The sequence below is a fragment of the Cyclobacterium jeungdonense genome, assembly GCF_010994275.1.
GTDB lineage: Bacteria > Bacteroidota > Bacteroidia > Cytophagales > Cyclobacteriaceae > Cyclobacterium > Cyclobacterium jeungdonense.
Genome location: NZ_WMCD01000007.1, coordinates 240822 through 256468, shown reverse-complemented (window position 1 = coordinate 256468; position 15647 = coordinate 240822). Strand labels below are relative to the sequence as shown.

Here is a 15647-nt window from a genome sequence, read left to right as displayed (position 1 = left end):
TTCTTCTAAATACCAATCTAAACCAAAGAAAAAAACTTTATTTCAATTTCCCTCCACTATGTTATTGATTATCGTATCCGGAAAAAACGAGAAAGGCTATTAATGCCACCATTTTCGGTGTGGGAATATTTTTGATGTTTAAAGGAGTTTGCTTTTCTAGCAACAATCTCCATTTGTGATAAGATACCATATTTTTTGGCTAAGATGTAGCATAGGTTTCGCCAAACAGTATTCTAAATTAGCCTATCCATTCACATCTAACCAACGCATATGAAAAATATTACCCTACACCCCCTAATTCACAGAACGTTACTGTATATGGGGGCAATGCTGCTTCTGGGGCTGGTGTCCTCTGAGGCATACGCGCAGACCCGGGTTAGCGGTACGGTTCGTAACGAGTTTAATGAGCCCCTGCCTGGAGTGAGTATATTAGTGGTGGGCACCACCATAGGCACCGTGACGGATATTGAAGGACAGTATGTCCTCACCGTTCCCGAAGGCTCCCAAAGGCTTGCCTTTTCCTTTATCGGTTTTGAGTCTCAGACCCTGGAGGTCAATGGCCGCAGCAGCCTGGATGTGGTGATGCAGGAAGATTCACAGGATCTGGGAGAAGTCGTCGTAACGGCCTTTGGCGTACAGCGCGAGCGAAAAGAACTGGGCTATACCGTGCAGGCCCTGAAGCCGGAAGATCTGACCACTGCCAATGACTTTAACCTGGTCAATTCTCTGAGCGGGAAAATCGCCGGTGTGCAGGTAACCAATAGCGGTTCTCAGGTAGGCGCCTCTTCCCGAATTGTAATCCGGGGAAATGCTTCCTTTTCAGGAAACCAGCCCTTGTTTGTGGTAGACGGAATCCCCATCGATAATTCCAGCAGTAACCTGGGAGGAGCCGGCGGACTGGATTATGGCAATACTGCCGCGGATATTGACCCGGAAAACATTGCCTCCCTGACAGTCCTGAAAGGGGCCAATGCAGCTGCCTTGTATGGCAACCGGGCTACGCATGGAGTCATATTAATCGAAACCAAAAAAGGCCGGCAGGCAAAACCTGGATTAGGAGTGGAGCTCAATTCTTCCATGGTTTTTGACGTGCCCAGCTTTTTTATGGATTTTCAGAATGAATACGGTCCCGGACAGCGGGGAGGAGAATACGACTGGCAACAATACCTGGAAAATAATCCCGGATCCAATCTGAGCTACAACGAATATGCCAAGCAAAACAGTTACAATTATGTTAACGGCATCGGGGGAGGTGTCAACGAAAACGCCACTTCCTGGGGGCCACGATATGATGCGGGTTTGCTATTGGACCAATGGGTAAAGGGACCGAACAGTCCCTGGGAATCGATTCCCAATAACATACAGGATCACTACTTCCAGACCGGAAAGAACTTTATCAATCAGGTGGCCGTGACGGCCCGGGGCAAGGAAGCTTACGGTCGGGTCGCCTTTTCCAACAGGCAAATGAACGGTACCTTTTTCAATACGGACCAGACCGTCAATACCTTCAATGCGAGTCTGACCCTATTGCCAACCGATAAATTGAAAGTGAGTACGGACTTTAATTATGTCAATCGTTACAGCGATAATATTCCGGTGGTTTCTTATGGTTCCATGACCAAGCTGGCCTGGGGTGCTTTCCGGAACATTCCCCTGGACGAGGTAAGGAAAGTATATGAGGAACATGGAAACGAAATGGGAAGCGGCTATAATATGAATGCCAATAATTTCTACTACGAGTTGGAGAATACCAACAGCATGGACAGGAAGCGATTTTTTGGTAATATCAACTTGGATTACGAGCTTACCGACTGGCTATCTGCCAATATGGTCACCGGTTTGGATTACTATAATGAGGAAAGAGAATCCATTACCCTTTCCCGCACCCGGGCCAATATTAACAATAACCGGGGTGGGCAGTTTTCGCTTACCAATCTGAGCCGGCAGGAGTTTAACAGCGATATCCGATTGAATATCAATAAGCAGTTCATGAACGATTTTTCCCTGGTGGCTTTGGTTGGAGGAAATTTCAGACAAAATACTTCTGATTTCTTGTCTTTGAGTGCCCCGGATCTCGCGGTTCCCGACCTGTTCAATATTTCCAATGTCAGAGGAACCCCCGGAACCGGGATGTCTGAAAGCCAGCGCGAAACATACAGTTTGTATTCTTCGGCAACCCTGGGATATAAAGGGTACCTGTTTCTGGGTGCTACGGGCAGAAACGATTGGAGTTCCACCCTGCCTGAGGAAAACCGATCGTATTTCTACCCTTCGGTAAACATGGCCCTTACACTTTCGGATGCCCTGGATATGAATTCAACTATTTTCAGCCATGCTCAGGTGCGGGCCAGTTTGGCGCAGGTGGGTTCGGATACGGACCCTTACCAACTCATGGGAACCTATGGCACGACCACTTTTAATAACATTTCCCTATTTACTCCCACGGCTGTAAAGCCACCGACCAATCTTTTGCCCGAGATGACCACTTCCTTTGAAGTGGGTGCCGACCTCAGGTTTTTCTCGGACCGCCTATCACTAGATGCGACCTATTACCGGCAGGTGACCGAGAATATGATTTTGCAAGTGCCGACGGCGCGGTCTACCGGTTATGCTTCGCAGCTTATCAATGCAGCGGAGATCGAAAACAATGGAATTGAACTGATCTTAAGAGGCAGCTTGATGCGGAGAGGAGATTTTTCCTGGGATGCTACGGTTAACTGGGCAAAAAACACCAGTACGGTGGTATCTTTGTATGAAGGGTTGGAAAACATCACCATCAGTTCGGGTTTTGGCGGCGTACGCCTGGTAGGTACTCCCGGGCAGCCTTGGGGTGACCTAAGCGGGTTACCTTATGTGAGGGATGACGAAGGCAATATTATGATCAATCCCAACGGTACGCCCATGACTACCAATCAGCAGGTTATATTGGGGAACGTCACTCCAGACTGGATCGGAGGCATTCAAAATAGTTTCCAATACCGTAATTTCAGCTTTGGCGGCTTGCTTGATTTCCGTATGGGAGGGGACTTTTTTAGTACCACTTACTGGCATTCCTATCCCACCGGTGCCTTTGAAAACAGCGTGCAAAATGATGTGAGAGCCGAAGGTATTGTGGTAGAAGGCGTTCAGGGTGATGGCTCTCCAAACGATATTCGCATCTCCGCGCAGGATTATTACAATGGGTCCTGGGTATGGAACAACCACGAATATTCCATTATCGATGGTTCTTACGTAAAACTTCGGGAATTAACATTCGGATACCGATTCAACATCTGGAAATTGCAAAATGTCCGCTTCTCTGTATTTGGTCGGAATCTCGCCATCCTGCACCGCAGCGCGAAGGCAAAGGAGTTGGGACTTGATCCCGAATCAGCCTCTCAAATGGGCGGAGGGGAAGCAGGTACCGGGTTTGAAAACTTCATGCCTCCGACTAACCGATCCTATGGATTTAATCTGCGGATTGCCCTTTAATGGTTATTCCTGCTGGAAAGGAAATAGGTTACTTCGCTAAAACATACAAAAAATGAAACATAAAATCACATACAAATTCTTCGGGCTACTGGCAGCTTCCGCAGTGCTTTTTGCCTCCTGTACGGAAGATTGGAACGAAATGAATACGAACCCAAACCAGCCATCTGAAGTGCCGGCCAGCAATGTGCTGGGAGCCGGAATGACGGTAGTGGCCGGTCAGTTATTTGGAGAGCGTATAGGTATCTATTACGCCGGTACCTGGTCCGGGCAGCTGGCAGCCATAGGAGCAGGAGATTACGAATTTCGGGTAGATATCAATAACAGCCAATGGGACAACTTGTATCGGGGCATGGCCTATTTTGTGGATGCCGCTGAAATTGCCAGAGAAGAGGGTAACCAAAATCTGGAGGCCGTTGCCCAGATCATGAAAGCCTATACGGCACATCAGGTAACGGATATGTGGGGAGATATTCCTTATACCGAGGCTTTTTTGTTGGACGAAGAGGGGATTTTAAGCCCCAAATTTGATTCCCAGGCAGAAGTGTACGAAAAGATTCTGGCAGAATTGGAAGAAGCCAATACCATGCTCGACCCAGATGGAGGAGCACTGGGAGTGGGGGATTTCATTTATCATGGCGATATACAAAGCTGGAAAAAGTTTGCCAATTCCATTCGACTGAGGGTGGCTATGCGCATGTCCTCCGTAGCGCCTCAGGAAGCCGCCGCGGTGTTGAATCAGATAATTGAAAACCCGGCAACCTATCCCGTGTTTGAGGATCATGAAGACAATGCCTATTTGTACTGGCCAGGGGTAAGCTCCAATATCGAACCCTGGCGGCAACGATTAGGAGTGCCTACCAATAAAACGGACCAATACCGTACTAATAACGAATTGATCCAAACCCTGAAAGACCTGGACGATCCTCGCCTTCCTGTCTATGCGGATGAGAATGAAAATGGGGTTTTTAACGGTTACAAAATGGGAATCGGACAGACCAGCGACCCCATGAATACCCAAGCCAACGTGTCCCATATCGGAGACCGGTTTGGGTACGATGACATGGGTTTTTCTCCCTTTATGAATGCCGCTCAGGTATGGTTTATCAAGGCCGAAGCGTTCGAACGAAACCTGGTTTCCGGAGGCAATAGCCAGGAAGCCTATGAAACGGGGATTACTGTTTCCCTGGAAGAAAACGGTATTTCTCAGGAAATGATCAACCAGTACCTTCAAAACCCCGGAGTAGCCTGGGATTCGGGTTCCACTACCAACCTGGAAAAAATCCGGCTGCAGAATTGGATTGCATTGTTCAAGCAAAGTGTAGAGGCCTGGGCAGAGGTGCGCAGAACCGATGTACCCCTGCTGGATGATGTTTCCAACGATTACGCTGCGAATCACAACCGGCCACCTCTACGAATGGCCTATCCTGCCAATGAAATCGCTCACAATCAAAGCTTTCCGTCTGATATAGTAGAGGAAGATATTTTCTATGGAATTCAAGTTTGGTGGGATACCCGGACCGGGGTTGAGTAAAAGGGGCAGGTAAATGACCGATCCAGGAAATAATATAGATGCAAACAAAGCCGCGATGATAGCAGCTTAACCCAAAAGAAAATATGTATATACGAATTTTAGTAAGTGGATTGTTGGTGGGCATCAGTGGCCTGGTTATCCATGTGTCCAACCCAGGAACCATAGATAAATCCTCTCCATCCGAGTACGAAATTTCCCAACAGGCAAACGGACTCCACGGCTATATCGGTTACAGTTCTCCGAAGCGCCCCGAGGGGTATGGCGCGGGCATTGGGTTTTATACTGCGGTTTGGCCCTTGGTGGAAAAACCTCTTGCCGGTTTTCAGATTGGGCTACCAGGAAATTGGATCATTCCGGATAATCCGGACAACAAAGACATGCCCTGTTGCCCGGAAGGAACCATTGCCCGAACCTGGGAGCCACGGGGCCCGACCTGGGCCAGCGTGTTTCAAACCCAGGAAGGTGGATTGGGTTATTGGCGGGGAAACCGCTACCATTACGGTCCACCCAAATTCAGTATGAACGGGGTGCCCAATTGCTACAATTCAGAAATAGCCTCTCCGGGTTGGCCTTTCTTTTACCGGGCCGAAGCTTTGCCTGAGGATGAACTGGGAATCGCTCAGTTGAGTAACCGGATAGTGGTACCCCCAGATGGGATTACCTTTGTGGAAGATCTGGAGGGCAAATTTCTGGGCTATACTCACATGATGCTTCCCTTGACCGAAAAACGGGAGGGCCCACCCCCCACGGGGGATCAAAGCTGGACCTTATTTCTCAATGCAGCTAATTTTAAGGGACCCGTAGCCTACTACATACCGGAAATGTGGAGCCGGCTTTCAAAAGAGTACCCTGCCATTGAGGGTATGGGGCTTGATGCCCGCGAAGGTACCATGGGTGGGGGAGGCGCCATGGAAATCAATACCGTGCCTTCGTTTGAAATGAAAACGGAGCAGGGAGAATTGTTCATCAAAATCCCGCAGTTGCAATTTCCGGTAGATGAAAATGGCCGCTCTCTTCTGGTTCAGGACGTGACCTATTATTCCAAAGATGCCTTATTTAACCCAGTAAAAGCATGGAAGAATGGTGGAGAGGCCGTTTCCGGAGCATTTAGCGAAGCCTATTCCTGGAAGCCGTCCATCAGTCCCCGAAAAATTTCCCTGGATCAGGGAGCCCAGTTAAATGCCGGAGGTACCCGGTTGGGAGGACTGGAAAGCGTGGTGGAAACCATCGTCAACGAATCCAATGCGTTTGGTTTGCAATGGCAGGAAAACCCATATGGGTCTGAGGGCCTATTTCCACAATATTTCAAACAGGTAGGAGAGGAGCGCATCCCGGTTTCAGAAGAAGACGTTCCCGCAGAATTAAAATCCAGCACCTTTGCCCTGGCAGGGACGGAGAAAGAGTATGTCAATTGGAGGGATGGAAACGAGATCGTTCCCGGAAATTTCATAATTGATAAAAGCCTACCCTATTCTACTCCGGAATCAGGAGCCTGGACTCGTCCGGGTCCCGCATCCAAGGCCTATACCATCGACTTAAAGGATGGCTCTACTGTTACCTACAAATGGTACCGGTTTATAGATCAACCCTCCTTCCAGCAATTTGACTGGAGTCAGGCCGAAAAAGAGGCCTTGCAGCAATTGGTAGAAAAGATCCATCAAAGCTGGACCATTGACAAAACCTACATGGCTCCTCCCACAACAGGGGAACTGGTGGTCGTTGACCCAGCCCTGATCCTGACACCTCCCTCGGGGATGGAAGTAGGTTACGTTCCCTTTGTGGTCCGGCAGGAAAAAAAGATGCTTGCCGCTGAAAATCCAATGAAGCTTCCATTAGCTGATTTATAGAAAAAGTCCAGTATTAAGAGTACTACCTGTTTACTGATAAGTTGCTTAATCACCCGTCTTATCAGTTACTACAATCACCAACACAAACCCAAAAGACGCAGGTAGCTTTTGGGTTTTATTTAAATAAGAATTCGGGTAAGAATCAGAACGCTGCCCTACGAACTACTTCGAAGATGAGCCAAATTTTATGTTTTACAGATAAATGGATACTCGGATTTATTTTTCTTTGGTGTTTTTCTCCCCTGAATTCCTTAGCTACTACCAAGGACCCGCCTCGACCCAATATCATTATTTTTCTAACGGATGATTTGGGGTACGGTGATCTTGGCTGCTACGGGCACCCCATAATTAAAACGCCACACCTCGACCGCTTTGCCAGCGAAGGGGTTCGCATGACCGATATGCATTCCGCGGCGGCGGTTTGTTCTCCCTCCAGAGCGGCTATTCTTACCGGAAGAAACGGGTACAGAAGCGGTTTTTACAATATCGCTGGTTTCTTTGGAACCACTTTGGATAAAAAGGAAATCACACTTCCCCAATTGCTTCAGGAAGAGGGTTATGAAACGGCCTTTTTTGGAAAATGGCACCTATCTAAGTTGGAGTCCCCGAATGAAGTCTCGGTAAACGAAATGGGTTTCGACTACTCCCTGGCCACTTCGGTCAATGCCTTTGGTACCGGACCCAAAAACCCAGATAAATTTCTTAGGAACGGAGTACCCGAAGGACCGATGGAAGGCTGGTACGTGGACATTGTTACCCGTGAGGCAGCAGATTGGATTGCCGAAAAACGAGATATGGAAAAACCGTTTTTTCTGATTATTTCCACTAATGAGCCGCATACCCCCATAGATCCTCCAACGAATTTTGCTCAACTATACGACACAGAGGAAGTCATGGAGACGGTCCAAGAGGTTTCCTACGGTGGGGTAAGCCGGCCAGAAAAGAATATATCCCAGCATGCAAAGGAATATTACGGTACCGTATCGCAGTTAGACGATTCCTTTGGCACCTTCATGCAATTTATCGACGATCAGGGATTAAGGGATACTACCCTGGTTATTTTCACCAGTGACAACGGTCCGGAATATCCGGTTACCCTGGAAGAATCGCATGGGGAATGGGAAGACCCCATTCGGGATAAATGTTTCGGTACTCCCGGCAAGCTACGGGGAATGAAGCGGTATCCCTACGAAGGTGGTCACCGGGTACCGGGATTGATACGCTGGCCGGGATATATTCCTGCCGGCAGTACCAGCGACCAGCTCTTTAACGGAACGGATTTTCTACCCACCCTTTGCAAACTGGCCGGAGCTACCGTCCCGGTGGATAGGGTCATCGATGGTACGGATGCGTTCAATGCCTTTCTGGGCAAAGAATACCAACGAGAAGTCTTACCCATCTGGTTTTTTCTGTTAAACGCCTCCCACATGCCTGGAATGGCTCAAATGGCCATGCGGTATCAGGACTATGTGCTGGTAGGTCGATTGGGACCCAAGCGGGAAAATTTTACCGGAAACCCTACGGAAGGCACCTTTCCTGCCGTGGATTGGCTAAAAACAGCCATACCAGATTCTTTTGAACTGTACAATATCAAAAAAGATCTGGGGCAAACCACAGACATTTCCCGGCAGGAATACGCAACCTTCCTGAAATTAATTCCCAAAATGCAGCAGCTTTGGCTGGATATCCGGGACGAAGGTCCCTGGTGGGGGAGGCTATCCGATTAAACTAATCGCATTTGTTTTTTATTACATGTATTTGAATTATATTTTCAAAATTGAATTCTTGCAAATAATATGAAGTTGAAATTTGATGCCTGGCAAACGATCTTAATCCTTTTCATTGCCTTTGCCTGCCAAAGCAAATCTGAAAAGCAATCCCTGAAGGAATCCGCTGGATTTATCCTTCAGGAATCCGACTTGCCCGAATATGAAGAAAACATTGACCATAAGGGACTGCTGGAGGCTCTGGGAGACAGGCATGGGGAATCCATGCGGACAGGGGAGCATATCTATACCAATACCTGCATTACCTGCCACGGAGATCCGGAACAGGAGGGTTCCCTACCCACGGCCTTTAAATTTTGGGCGGATACTTTTAAGGTAGGCAACGATCCCTATGCGATCTACCAAACCCTGACACGTGGCCATGGAGCCATGCCGCCTCAGGTAAACCTGACTCCGGTGGAAAAGTATGATGTCATTCATTACATCCGCGAGACATTTGTCTCGAAGGAAAATCCCACGCAGTATTTTGACATCAATGACGATTATCTGGCGGGTTTGCCGGCTGGTACCAGCGAGGGGCCGGCTCCCAGGGAATACAAACCTTGGGCGGAGATGGATTACGGTAATTTTTTGATCAACACCTATGAGCTGGTAGATGCGGACGCTCCTCCCAGGGAAAGGTCCACCGGGCCGGTTCAACCCCTTCCCGATGAAGATTTTGGTGATGCGAATTTTGCCTACAAAGGCATTGCGGTGAGGCTGGATCCCGGCGCCGGCGGAGTGGCTGCCGGGAATGCATGGATGATGTTCGACCACGATCTGATGCGGGTAGCCGGCGCATGGACAGGAGAAGGATTCATCGACTGGGAAGCCATTTTATTTAATGAAAAACACAACATTTCGCCAAGGACCGTCGGTGATCTTCACTTTGAAAACGAGACAGGTCCAGGCTGGGCACATCCTGAGACTGGTACTTATGAAGATCCCCGGCTTATGGCCAGGGACGGAAGAAGGTTTGGGCCCCTTCCCCGGGATTGGGCACATTTTAAAGGCCTTTATCCGTTTGAAGACCGTCTTATCATCTCATATACGGTGGGTAAAACTGAAATTCTGGAAACGTTTGGATTGGAGATTCTGGGAGATCAACCGGTTTTCACCCGCACGTTGAATACCACGGCTTCGGATGACCTGCTTAAAATGCGGGTAGCTCCGGTTGGAACAACCGTGGCTCTGACAGGCGACGGGGCCTTGTTGGAAGTAGAAGACGACTTCCTGGTAATAAATGTGACTCCCAACGAGCCAGGTAAGGTCAAGTTATTTATGGCGGCTCCCGGAGTTACGGGTTTGGATGCCCATGCAAGATCTTCTGCTCCTGCTGAATCCCTGGCAGCTTTTACCAAAGGAGGTCCTGCTCGTTATCCTCAAAGGCTGGAAACAAGTATTTTACCAGGACAGCAGGAGGGAGCATTTCAGGTAGATATCCTGAATCCTCCCTTTAACAGTCCCTGGAAGAACCAATTGCGCTTGAGTGGATTGGACTTTTTCAAAGACCCAAACAAAGCCGTGGTTTGTGCCACGGACGGAGATGTATGGCTGGTAGAGGGATTTACCGAAAATGAACAAAGCCTGACCTGGCAGCGGATCGCTTCCGGATTATTTCAGCCCCTCGGAATAAAGGTAATCGACGAGGAGATTTTTGTCACCTGCCGGGATCAGATCGTCCGCTTACATGATTTTAACGGGGACCGGGAAGCGGATTTTTACGAAAGTTTCAATAACGACCATCAGGTAACCGATCATTTCCATGAATTTGCCATGGGCTTACAGGCCGATGCGGAGGGGAACCTCTATTATGCCAAAAGTGCCCGGCATGCGCGGGAAGCGCTGGTTCCCCAGCATGGTACCTTATTAAAGGTCAGTCCTGATGGAAAACGTACGGACATTATTGCCACCGGCTTTCGGGCGGCCAATGGCGTATGCATCAATCCGGATGGGACATTTATTGTGACGGACCAGGAAGGACACTGGAATCCCATGAACCGCATTAATTGGGTCGAAGAGGGAGGTTTTTATGGCAACATGTTTGGCTTTAACCCACCGGCAGATAGCACCGATTCCGGCATGGAGCAGCCCCTGGTCTGGGTGGAAAGAGAGCGGGACCGCTCTCCTTCCGAACTGCTTTGGGTGGACAGTGAAAAATGGGGTCCTTTAAACGGGAAACTACTGAATTTTTCCTACGGATATGGTAAGGTATACCTGGTGCCTTTTGAAAAAATTGACGGGCAGGTTCAGGGAGGTATTGTGGAACTGCCCCTACCCCGTTTTGCCACAGGTGTGATGCGCGGTCGGTTCAACCCGGAAGATGGTCATTTGTACCTTTGCGGCCTTTCCGCCTGGGGATCTACTCAACCCCAATTGGGAGGATTATACCGGATACGGATGACCGGCGAACCCGTGAACCTTCCGGTAGGAATCCAGGCACATAAGGATGGGATGTTACTGACCTTTACGGAAAAACTGGATGAAAGTAGCGTACAAAACCTGGCCAATTATACCGTGGCAACCTGGGATTTGCTGCGGTCCAGAAAATACGGTTCTAAACATTACAATGAGAAGGAATTGACGATTACTGCGGCCGAACTGGGACCAGACCAAAAATCCATCAAACTAAAAATACCCGAAATCGAACCAACCTGGGTGATGGAAATCAAGTACCAATTGGAAAGTGAAGGAGGGGAGACCGTGGAAGGCCTGATTCAGAACACCATTCATCAGTTGGGTGGGATTTAATTACGTAAACCGCAAAAATTCAAAAGGTCATAGGCGTGCGGATTTCAAAGAAAATCGGGACATAAAGATCATCGAAAACATTGTTTCGCTTCCAGAAATCGACACGATTAAAATCATCATTAAACACACAGGCAATGATTATTTTAATCGCCAAAGATTCCATATGACCTCTAAAAGACAATAATAAACCTATGAAAAGAGCAGACTAGCGTACCTGTGTTACCAATTAAATTAAACCATAAATCTTTACCCAAAAGGAGTTCCGCCAAAAAGGTTACCAGGATCCCCATCCGCGCATCAGTGGGCTGAAATCAAATTTTCTGGTTCCCACACCTCTACCGTTCCTTTTTCGTTAATTTCTGTCAAGGTGACGGTTTTGATTTCATTGATCAGTACCGGATCGTATTTGGCACTCACCCGAATGTAATTTTCAGTAAAGCCCTGCATGTAGCCAGCTTCCACGTCTTCCTCAAATAGTACCTGAAAGGTTTTCCCCAGGTTTTCTTCATAAAAAGCCCTCCGCTTTTTTTCCGAGAGAATCCGCAGCATACGGGAACGCTGGTTCCTGATTTTCATGGGCACCACCTCATCCATTTCAGCCGCCCGGGTATTGGCACGCTCCGAATAGGTAAAGACGTGCAAATAGGAAACGGGTAGCTCATTTAAAAACGCATACGTTTCCAGAAAATGCGCTTCCGTTTCTCCCGGAAATCCGACGATAACATCTGCTCCTATGCAGCAGTGAGGCATTAGGGTTTTTATTTTTTCAACCCGGTCCCGGTACAATTCCCTCAGATACCGGCGACCCATTTTGCGCAGCATGGCATTGCTGCCTGATTGCAGTGGAATGTGAAAATGGGGAACAAACCGTGCCGATTGGGACACAAAGGTGATGGCTTCGTTTGTCAGGAGGTTCGGCTCGATGGAGGAGATTCGAAAGCGGTCAATGCCGCTGATACCGTCCAGCGCCTGAATCAGGTCTATGAACTTTTCCTTTCGCTTGCCCCCCTGAATACCGAAATCACCGATATTCACTCCTGTAAGGACCACCTCTTTAACATCTGTTTCAGCGATCTCTTCCGCCGATTGAAGGATATTGGCTATCGTTTCACTTCGACTTTTGCCTCTGGCCAGGGGAATGGTACAGAAAGCACATCCATAGTTGCAGCCATCCTGGACCTTCAGAAAGGTGCGGGTACGGTCGTGCATGCTAAAAGCATGATGGAATTCCTGGGCTTCCTGAATCTCGGAAGCAAAAACGCGAGCCTCCTGCTGCACGGCAAAATCATCCAGCAACTCCAGTAGTCTGAATTTTTCGGCAGCACCCAATACAGCATCCACTCCCTTGATTTCAGAAATCTCCCTGGGTTTGAGCTGGGCATAGCAACCAATAATAGCCACAAATCCCTTGGGAGAAATCTTTTTGGCCTCCCGAACGATCTTCTTACATTTCTTATCAGCATTCTCGGTAACCGAGCAAGTATTGATAATAAAAATATCCGGGTTGTCCGCAAAGGAGACCTTGAGATACCCCTTTTGCTCAAACATCCTGCTGATGGTGGAGGTTTCGGCATAATTTAATTTACAGCCGAGTGTATAAAATGCTACTTTTTTCAAACCGAAGGTGTTTTTTTCCCAAAGTGCAAATTTAGTGAATAGGTTTGGCTTTTCCATTTCTGTAAAAAATATCGTGAATGGAAGGTTTTTTGGCAGATTCAATCGATAATGGGCCGTATTTTCTTGCCAATAGTGTAAAAATTGAGTTGATGCCCTCTAATTTTTACCATTTTTGTTAAAATTTCATTTATTTTCCTACATTTGTAAGTAGTTTTTAAACCATAAACTCTAACAATGGCAACACTAAGACAAAAAGCATTAATGAAGGTGCAGGGCAGACCAAAGGTTGCAGCCGTTGCTCCCTCTTTAAAAATTTCCGATTATTTTGGATCGCAGGTGTTTGGCTTGAAAGAAATGCAGGAAACCCTGGCTTCCCCTGTATTTAAGAAAGTCAGCACAGCAATAGAAAAAGGAACCAAAATCGACATGTCAACCGCTGACGAGGTCGCAACAGCTGTTAAAAGCTGGGCATTGGGCAAAGGAGCCACGCATTACACGCACTGGTTTCAACCGTTGACCGGATCCACTGCCGAGAAACACGATACGTTCTTCGATGCCATGTCAGGCATGGAAAAATTCAAAGGAAGTGCCCTGGTGCAGCAGGAACCGGATGCTTCTTCATTCCCAAGTGGAGGAATCCGTACCACTTTCGAGGCGCGAGGATACACCGCATGGGATCCCAGTTCGCCCATTTTTATTTTTGATCAAACGCTTTGTATTCCTACCATTTTTGTATCGTTCACGGGCGAAGCACTTGATTTTAAAACACCACTTATCCGATCTACCGAATCGATCAACAATGCGGCGGTTGATATCTGTCAGTATTTCGATCGTAACGTAAAGAAAGTAACCCCATCCCTTGGTGTGGAACAGGAGTATTTTGTCATCGACCGTGCACTGTACGCTACCCGTCCTGATTTGGTGATGGCCGGAAGGACCGTTTTTGGGCATAACCCTGCCAGAGGACAGCAGTTGGATGACCACTACTTCGGATCCATCCCTTCCCGTGTCAAAGAATACATGAAGGATTTTGAAATTGAAGCCCTGAAATTGGGTATTCCTGTTTCTACCAGACACAATGAGGTGGCCCCGGGCCAGTTCGAAGTAGCTCCCTTGTTTGAAGACATCAACAAAGCGACGGATCATAACTTGCTGCTGATGGATGTGATGGAAAAAGTGGCAGAAAAGCATGGACTCAAAGTCTTGTTCCACGAAAAGCCATTCGCAGGACTGAACGGAAGTGGAAAACACAACAACTGGTCCCTGATTACAGATACTGGTGTAAACCTATTTCAGCCAAGCAACTCTGCCAGGGAAAATTTGCAATTCCTATGCTTCCTGGTGGCGACGATCAAGGCAGTTTATAAAAATGCAGACTTGCTAAGAGCAAGCATTGCCTCTGCCGGAAATGATTTCCGTCTGGGTGCAAATGAAGCGCCTCCTGCAATTATCTCCATATTCCTTGGATCTACCCTTACCGGGATCCTGGATGAATTGGAGAAAAATGGAAACATTAAGATTGAAAAGGGAGACAATATGTATATGAAGCTGGGAATTTCAAAAATCCCGGAAATCATATTGGACAATACCGACCGTAACCGAACTTCTCCTTTTGCCTTCACCGGAAACAAGTTTGAATTCCGTGCTGTAGGATCCAGTGCCAATCCGGCCGGACCGATGACCGCGCTGAATGTGATTGTTGCCGATGTGTTGAAAGAATTGAAGAAGGATATCGATAAAGAAATCGACAGCGGCAAGGAAAAGAAGTTGGCCATCGTGGATGTGTTGAGAAAATACATCAAGGAAAGTAAAAAAATCAGGTTCGAAGGAGATGGTTATTCCGAAGAATGGGAAAAAGAAGCTGAAAAGCGTGGACTTTCCAATCTTAAGAGTACTGCCGAATCGTTGGATGTATTGCTATCCAAGCAAGTAACAGATCTTTACAAGAGGCACAACGTCTTGAATGAAAAAGAACTGCATGCCCGTCACGAAATCAGGCTTGAAAATTACGTCATGAAAGTACAGATCGAATCCCGAGTAATGGGTGATCTGGCGCTTAATCACATCATTCCTACAGCTATTTTGTACCAAAATAAACTGATAGTCAATGCGAATGGTTTGAAAGGTTTGGGTCTTGATCACCGGGCCGCTATAGATACCATCGAGGAAATTTCCAAACATATAGAAGCCCTGAAATCCAATGTCAGCAACATGACGGAGGCCAGAAAAAGGGTCAATAAGGTGGAAGATATTACGGAGAAAGCCAAGCTATACAGTTCGGACGTTAAAGACGCCTACTTTGATAAAATCAGGTATGCAGTAGATAAACTAGAATTGGTGGTGGACGACGAATATTGGCCATTAGTGAAATACAGGGAAATGCTGTTTCTGAAATAAGTAATTTTAGGTATTTCCTAACGAATAAAAAACCCGGATTTTCCGGGTTTTTTTGTTTTATAGCAGGAAGAAAGTATGAGAAATCGAGCATGATGTAAATGACCCACGGAGGGATGATTATAAATCCTGCGAGATTCCATGTGACCACTAAAATACAATTAAAACACATGAAATCGAGCATGACGCAAATGACCCACGGAGGGATGATTATAAATCCTGCGAGATTCCATGTGACCGCTGGAAAAAAATATAAACAGATGAAAAGAA

7 protein-coding genes are annotated in these 15647 nt (G+C 47.4%); 6 read left to right on the top strand and 1 reads right to left on the bottom strand.

Annotated features, from left to right (window positions below):
- Positions 1 to 270 precede the first annotated feature (270 nt).
- The 5 genes from GKS34_RS15390 (at position 271) to GKS34_RS15370 (ending at position 11366) form a co-directional block, all read left to right on the top strand.
- Positions 271 to 3471 carry a SusC/RagA family TonB-linked outer membrane protein gene (locus tag GKS34_RS15390; RefSeq protein WP_163385871.1) on the top strand — a complete coding sequence of 1067 codons (3201 nt, stop codon included), beginning with the start codon at positions 271 to 273 and terminating at the stop codon, positions 3469 to 3471.
- Positions 3472 to 3523: 52 nt separating this feature from the next.
- Complete coding sequence (locus tag GKS34_RS15385) at positions 3524 to 5002, top strand: SusD/RagB family nutrient-binding outer membrane lipoprotein (RefSeq protein ID WP_163385870.1); 1479 nt, start codon at positions 3524 to 3526, stop codon at positions 5000 to 5002.
- An 83-nt stretch (positions 5003 to 5085) separates the two neighbouring features.
- Positions 5086 to 6849, top strand: coding sequence for a hypothetical protein (locus GKS34_RS15380; RefSeq protein ID WP_240459317.1), 1764 nt, complete (start codon positions 5086 to 5088; stop codon positions 6847 to 6849).
- Positions 6850 to 7022: 173 nt separating this feature from the next.
- Positions 7023 to 8576, top strand: a complete 1554-nt coding sequence (locus tag GKS34_RS15375) for a sulfatase family protein (protein WP_163385869.1) — start codon at positions 7023 to 7025, stop codon at positions 8574 to 8576.
- A gap of 69 nt (positions 8577 to 8645) precedes the next feature.
- On the top strand, positions 8646 to 11366 hold the full coding sequence (locus tag GKS34_RS15370; RefSeq protein ID WP_163385868.1) for a DUF6797 domain-containing protein: 2721 nt from the start codon (positions 8646 to 8648) through the stop codon (positions 11364 to 11366).
- A gap of 297 nt (positions 11367 to 11663) precedes the next feature.
- Here the strand turns inward: GKS34_RS15370 and mtaB are convergent, their stop codons facing one another.
- Positions 11664 to 12983: a tRNA (N(6)-L-threonylcarbamoyladenosine(37)-C(2))-methylthiotransferase MtaB gene (gene mtaB, locus GKS34_RS15365; RefSeq protein ID WP_163385867.1), complete on the bottom strand. Its 1320-nt coding sequence runs from the start codon at positions 12981 to 12983 to the stop codon at positions 11664 to 11666.
- 234 nt (positions 12984 to 13217) lie between these two features.
- On the opposite strand from mtaB, the gene GKS34_RS15360 reads away from it, so the two are divergent.
- The gene (locus tag GKS34_RS15360) at positions 13218 to 15380 is read left to right on the top strand and encodes a glutamine synthetase III family protein (protein WP_205602087.1); all 2163 of its coding nucleotides are present in this window, start codon (positions 13218 to 13220) and stop codon (positions 15378 to 15380) included.
- The last annotated feature ends 267 nt before the right edge of the window (positions 15381 to 15647 follow it).

Excerpts from the sequence above, each read along its gene's own strand:
- GKS34_RS15385 (WP_163385870.1), top strand. The coding sequence starts at position 3,524 with ATGAAACATAAAATCACATACAAATTCTTCGGGCTACTGGCAGCTTCC.
- GKS34_RS15360 (WP_205602087.1), top strand. The coding sequence starts at position 13,218 with ATGGCAACACTAAGACAAAAAGCATTAATGAAGGTGCAGGGCAGACCA.
- GKS34_RS15380 (WP_240459317.1), top strand. The coding sequence starts at position 5,086 with ATGTATATACGAATTTTAGTAAGTGGATTGTTGGTGGGCATCAGTGGC.
- GKS34_RS15375 (WP_163385869.1), top strand. The coding sequence starts at position 7,023 with ATGAGCCAAATTTTATGTTTTACAGATAAATGGATACTCGGATTTATT.
- GKS34_RS15390 (WP_163385871.1), top strand. The coding sequence starts at position 271 with ATGAAAAATATTACCCTACACCCCCTAATTCACAGAACGTTACTGTAT.
- GKS34_RS15370 (WP_163385868.1), top strand. The coding sequence starts at position 8,646 with ATGAAGTTGAAATTTGATGCCTGGCAAACGATCTTAATCCTTTTCATT.